General features: G+C 32.3%; 3 protein-coding genes. All 3 read left to right on the top strand.

Annotated elements, in window-relative coordinates; translation table 11 throughout:
* The first annotated feature begins 486 nt into the window (after positions 1-486).
* Positions 487-1,704 (top strand): adenylosuccinate synthase, encoded by a 1,218-nt coding sequence (locus tag U9R42_00045; GenBank protein ID MEA3494409.1) that lies wholly within the window; start codon positions 487-489, stop codon positions 1,702-1,704.
* 258 nt (positions 1,705-1,962) lie between these two features.
* Positions 1,963-5,463, top strand: coding sequence for a pyruvate:ferredoxin (flavodoxin) oxidoreductase (nifJ, locus tag U9R42_00040; protein MEA3494408.1), 3,501 nt, complete (start codon positions 1,963-1,965; stop codon positions 5,461-5,463).
* Positions 5,464-5,604: 141 nt separating this feature from the next.
* Positions 5,605-6,384, top strand: coding sequence for an MBL fold metallo-hydrolase (locus tag U9R42_00035; GenBank protein MEA3494407.1), 780 nt, complete (start codon positions 5,605-5,607; stop codon positions 6,382-6,384).
* The last annotated feature ends 181 nt before the right edge of the window (positions 6,385-6,565 follow it).

The raw sequence follows: 6,565 nt of genomic DNA, 5'->3' as shown, positions 1-6,565 counted from the left end.
GTCAACTTATGAACGAATGGAGATTCTTTATTAACCACCGAATGCACCGAAAACACCGAAGATTGGGGCATTGTGTCATTGTGTCATTGGGTCATTGTGGCATTTTGTCATTGGGTCATTGTGTCATTGGGTCATTGGATCATTTGACAACAAATGACAATAAATGACTATCAATGACAATAAATGACAATAAATTCCTCTGCGTCTTTGCGTCTCTGCGGTAAAGTATAAATAACAATAAATTCCTCTGCGTCTTTGCGTCTCTGCGGTAAAGTATAAATGACAACAAATTACTCTGCGTCTCTCCGTCTCTGCGGTAAAGTATAAATGACAACAAATGACTATCAATGACAAGCAATGACAAAAAAATTTGAGATATTACTATGTTGCTTTAGTATATAAATAATTACTTAAATTTCTCTTTTAAATTGTTATCCTATTTTGTATAATTAAGTGTTAGTAAAAAATAAAAAAAGGAATTGAAAAATGTCAAAATATATAATAATGGGTTCACAGTGGGGAGATGAAGGAAAGGGAAAGATGGTTGATATTGTTTCACAAAAAATGGACTTGGTTGTTCGTTTTCAAGGTGGAGCAAATGCCGGCCATACGGTAATAATTGAGGATAAAAAATTCGTTTTACATCTCATTCCAAGTGGTGTAATTTCTGGCAAATCAAAAAATATTATCGGAAACGGTTGTGTGATTGATCCCGTCACACTTTCTGAAGAGATGGAAAATATGGAAAAATCAGGTGTTTCAATTTCTAAAAACAATTTCTTTATTTCAGCGGAAGCACATATTGTCACACCACTTCATAAAATTTTAGACAAAGAGTTGAATGAAAAAATCGGCACGACATCTCGCGGTATCGGTCCAACATATATGGATAAAGTCCAAAGATCCGGAATCAGAATGGAATCAATTCTTGATGGAACTTTTGAACAAAAATTTATTGAACAATTAGCGTATTATAAAAGAAATTATACTTTCATCAACGATACAAAAATTTCAAAGATAAAAGATGAATTACCAAATATTCTAAAATCTGCAACAAAAATTAAGCCGTTTATTACAGATACAAAAAAAATAATCTATGAATCTATTCAGAAAAACAAAAATATTCTATACGAAGGTGCACAAGGAACTCTGCTTGATATTGACCACGGAACATATCCTTTCGTCACCTCATCTTCAACTACAATCGGCGGAGCTTTAACCGGAGCAGGTGTTTTTATTGAATTTGATAAACGAATTGGAATAATGAAATCATACACAACGAGAGTTGGCGAAGGGCCGTTTCCTACAGAATTGCGTGACGAAACAGGCGAAAAATTAAGAGCAAATGGAAATGAATTCGGAGCCACAACCGGACGACCGAGAAGATGTGGCTGGTTAGATTTGCCATTAGTAAAAAAAGCAATTATGTTGAATGGATTCAATTATCTCATCATCACAAAATTAAGTGTTCTCTCGGGATTTGATAAAATTAAAGTTGCAATCGACCGTGATAAAAACGATAATCCAATCTATAAAGAATTCGACGGCTGGGAAAAAGAGGTTTACGGAATAACAGATATTAACGAATTACCAAAAAATTGCATAAATTATATAAACTTTATCGAAGAATATTTGAATGTTCCAATTGGAATAATTTCGACAGGACCAAATAGAAAACATCTTATTGTGAAAAATGAATTGTAGAAACTTGAGATTGGTTCTGATCTTACCGCAAAGACGCAAAGACGCTGAGTTTTTCAATTCAATTTCTATCAGTTTTATACTCGTAGATAAATAAAACATAGCAAAAAAACTCATAAGCAGAAATGCTACATATCTCAAATATTGCATTTCTCTTTTTTGATATTTTTTTAAAAAAAACCTTTATATTTATAAAAATATTTATTAAATTAGAGTTATTAATTGGAAGTGAATAAATTTAAAATAAATAAGAGGAAAGTAATGAAACAGTTTGAGAAAAAAACGATTGATGGTAATACTGCGGCCGCTCATGTCGCTTATGCCTTTAGCGATGTTGCTGCAATTTATCCTATTACTCCATCTTCACCGATGGGAGAATATGCCGATGCTTGGGCAGCAAATAAAAGGAAAAATATTTTTGGTGAATCTGTTGATGTTGTTGAAATGCAATCAGAAGGAGGTGCATCGGGATCTGTTCACGGAGCTTTGACAGCAGGTGCATTCACAACAACTTTTACGGCATCACAAGGATTAATGTTGATGCTACCAAATATGCATAAAATTGCAGGAGAAATGTTACCAACAGTTTTCCATGTTTCTGCTCGTTCACTTGCAGTACAATCGCTTTCTATTTTTGGCGACCATTCCGATGTAATGTCTGCACGAAACACAGGTTTCGCGGAAATGGCTGTTTCATCAATACAAGAAATATTGGATCTTGCACTCGTATCACATTTAGCAACTTTAAAAACAAAAGTTCCATTTCTAAATTTTTTCGACGGATTTAGAAATTCTCATGAAATTCAAAAAGTGGAAATGATTGATTATGATACAATGAAATCACTTGTTGAAAATAAATATGTCGAAGATTTTAGAAGTCGTGCATTAAATTCTGAAAATCCGCAAATAAAAGTCGGAGCACAAAATCCTGATGTATATTTTCAAGGTCGCGAAACTGTAAATAAATATTATGATGAAGCACCGGAAATTGTTCAAGAATATATGGATAAAGTTGCCAAAAAAATTGGCAGACAATATCATTTATTCGATTATTTTGGTGCCCCTGATGCAGAAAAAATTATCATCGCAATGGGAAGTGCTTGTGACACAATCGAAGAAACAATCAACTATTTGAATAAAAATGGCGAAAAACTCGGATTAATCAAAATTCGCCTATTCAGACCTTTTTCTGTCAAACATTTACTTAATGTCTTGCCGAAATCAGTTAAAAAAATTGCAGTACTCGACAGAACAAAAGAACCCGGATCAATTGGCGAACCATTATATTTAGATATTGTTGCCGGATTAAAAGATGAAAATCTTACAATTATCGGTGGACGATACGGACTATCTTCCAAAGAATTCACACCACAAATGGTAAAAGGAGTTTTCGACCATTTAGACAATAAATGTACTCATGGATTTACAGTTGGGATTAATGATGATGTGACAAATCTCTCAATTGATTATCCTGAAACATTAAACACTACTCCGGAAGGAACAATAAGTTGTAAATTTTGGGGACTTGGTGCAGATGGAACTGTTGGTGCCAATAAAAATTCAATCAAAATCATTGGTGATAATACAGACATGTACGCACAAGGATATTTTCAATATGATTCGAAAAAATCAGGTGGAACCACAAGAAGCCATTTACGATTTGGAAAAGAAAAAATCCAATCAGAATATCTTGTTGATAATACTGACTTTATCGCTTGTCACAATCAGGCATTTATAGGAAGATATGATATTCTTGAAGGAATAAAAGAAAATGGTGTTTTTCTATTAAATTCAAATTTAAAATCTGATGAAGTATTCGAAAATTTAACTAAAGATATGCAAAAAACAATCATAGAGAAAAACATTAAACTTTACAACATTAATGCTTTGGAAATAGCAAATAAAGTTAAATTAGGCGGAAGAATTAATACGATTATGCAAGCTGCATTTTTCCTAATTTCGGAAGTTTTGGAAAAAGAAACAGCAATTAAAATGATTAAAGATGCGATTGAAAAATCTTATCTGAAAAAAGGTAAAAAAATTGTAGAGATGAATTGGAAAGCAGTTGATGCCACAAATGAAGCATTAGTGAAAATTGATATTCCAAAAGAACTTCCAAAAAAATCTAAAGAACCAAAAGAATTAGTTCCAAAAGATTCAGTAGGATTTATTAAAAATGTTATCGAACCGATTATGAGAGAAAAGGGAGATGATATTCCCGTTTCTCAAATGCCTTTTGATGGATATGTGCCAACAGGTACTATGAAATTAGAAAAAAGAGGTTCTGCACCAACTGTTCCACATTGGGATGCCGAAAAATGTATTCAATGTAATCAATGTGCATTCGTATGTCCGCATGCTTCTATCAGACCAAAATTGATTGATCCAAAGGATTTAGAAAATGCACCAAAAGAATTTAATGTACTCGATGCTATGGGAAAAGACAAAGATAAAAAATACAAAATTCAGGTTTTTATTGATGATTGTGTTGGTTGCGGATCTTGTGTTAATGAATGTCCTACTCAAGCACTTGCAATGTCGCCAATCGAAACAGAAAGAGAACTTGGCGAAGAGACAAATTATAAATTCTTTGTTGATTTACCTGAAGATGTAAATGGAAATAATGATACTACTAAAGTTAAAGGAAGTCAATTTAAACAACCGCTTTTCGAATTTAGTGGTGCTTGTGCCGGTTGTGGTGAAACTCCATATGTAAAACTCACTACACAACTTTTTGGTGATAGAATGATAATTGCAAATGCAACAGGTTGTTCATCAATTTATGGTGGAACTTTCCCAACTATTCCATACACGAAAAATAAAGATGGACACGGACCTGCTTGGGCAAATTCACTATTCGAAGACAATGCAGAATATGGATTTGGAATGCGACTTGCTGTAGATTCTAATAGAAAATTATTGAAAAGTGCTACCAAAAAATTGATAGAAATGAATATAGAGAACTCTTTAAAAACTGCACTTAAATATTCACTTGACAATTGGGATGCTGTTGACGATGAAGCAAAAAATAATGTAGAAAATATCAAAACATTGCTTCAAAAAGAGAGTAAAAATGAAATTTTGGATAAAGTAAAAGAATTGCAGAACTATTTTATTCAAAAATCTGTTTGGTCATTTGGTGGAGACGGTTGGGCTTACGATATTGGTTATGGCGGATTAGATCATGTTCTTGCAATGAATAAAAATATCAACATCTTGGTTTTAGATACTGAAGTTTATTCAAATACCGGTGGACAAGCATCAAAGGCATCTCCATTAGGTGCAGTAGCAAAATTTGCCGAATCGGGAAAAGAGACAATCAAAAAAGACCTTGGTAGAATTGCAATGAGTTATGGATATATTTATGTTGCATCAGTTGCAATGGGATATAACAAAAATCAATTGATGAAGGCACTTATTGAAGCAGAAGCTTATGACGGACCTTCTCTTATCATCGCATATACACCTTGTATTGCTCATGGAATTGACATGTCGAAAACACAACAGGAAGAAAAACTTGCAGTTGAGACAGGATATTGGTTAACTTATCGCTATAATCCATTGTTGAAAAAAGAAGGAAAAAATCCTTTCATATTGGATTCTAAAGCACCGAAAAAACCTGTAGAAGAATTTTTTGTTAATGAAGGAAGATATGAATCATTGAAAAGAACATTTCCTGATAATGTAGAAAAATTCCGTACAGATTCTGATAAATTCATAAAAGAAAGATACGAAGATTATAAGAAATTAGCAGAGAAATAAGAAAATTCCCCAACTTCTTAATGAATTAAAAAAAGAAGTTGGGGTTTTTTTGTGTTGACCTTATTTGTTTACTACTTTGGATAGTAACAAAATTTAAAAGTGTTAAAAATAGATTTATATTAAAAAACAAAAAATATAAAAATGATAATTCAACCATTAGCAAGTGGAAGCAAAGGAAATATTACACTTATAGCGAGTGAAAAAACAAAGATTCTCATAGATCAAGGACTATCCGGAAAACAGGCAACAATCAGATTAGAGAATGCAGGACACGATCCCAAAGATATTCAAGCAATTTTTCTCACACACGAACACGGCGACCATATTGGTGGAGTTAGAGTATTCGCAAAAAAATATCAAATTCCGGTTTACATTAATTCAAATATTCTACATATCGCAAAAGAGAGAAAAAAGTTTGACGAAATTAAAGATATTCGCACATTCAATCCAAGTGATGATATTGAATTTGAAGATTTGCACCTCCACCCTTTCAGAGTCAGCCACGATGCCGAAGATACGGTAAATTTCATCATCAAAAATAAAAATAAATCAGTTGGAATTTTTACAGATTTAGGGTTCGTAAATAATATCGTAAAAATGAATGCGAAAAAATTGGATTTAATGATTCTCGAAGCAAATTATGATGTGGAAATGTTGAAAAATGGAGTTTATCCTTTAGAATTACAACAGAGAATAAAATCAAAATTCGGACATCTATCAAATGAACAATCAGTAAAATTTCTTATTGAAACATTGAAAAAGAATAAGATGCAAAATGTGATTTTAGGTCATTTGAGTGAAAAAAATAATGACCCAAATCTGGCAATGGATTATTTTTTGGAAAAACTTGAGAATAGCAATAATTCTGTAAATATTACAGTTGCAAACCAACATAAAATTACAAATAGTTTTGAAATATAAAAAAGGAGAACAGATGAAGAAATTAACAATAATTTTATTAATTACAATATCATTTATAGTGATGAATTGTAGCAAAAAAGGAGACGATTTGGATTTTAAAACATTAACAGCAGAAGAGATTGAACAAGTAAAAGAGACAGTAAAAAACACACCAATTGAACCAGTGGAAGAAAATGAATAT

It is taken from the genome of Bacteroidota bacterium (genome assembly GCA_034723125.1).
Taxonomy (GTDB): domain Bacteria; phylum Bacteroidota; class Bacteroidia; order CAILMK01; family JAAYUY01; genus JAYEOP01.
Note: the sequence above shows the minus strand (reverse complement) of the source record. Positions and strands in the feature narration are given on the sequence as shown.

Bases quoted from the DNA above. Each gene is read 5' to 3' on its own strand.
- U9R42_00045 (MEA3494409.1), top strand. From the start codon at position 487: ATGTCAAAATATATAATAATGGGTTCACAGTGGGGAGATGAAGGAAAG.
- nifJ (MEA3494408.1), top strand. From the start codon at position 1,963: ATGAAACAGTTTGAGAAAAAAACGATTGATGGTAATACTGCGGCCGCT.
- U9R42_00035 (MEA3494407.1), top strand. From the start codon at position 5,605: ATGATAATTCAACCATTAGCAAGTGGAAGCAAAGGAAATATTACACTT.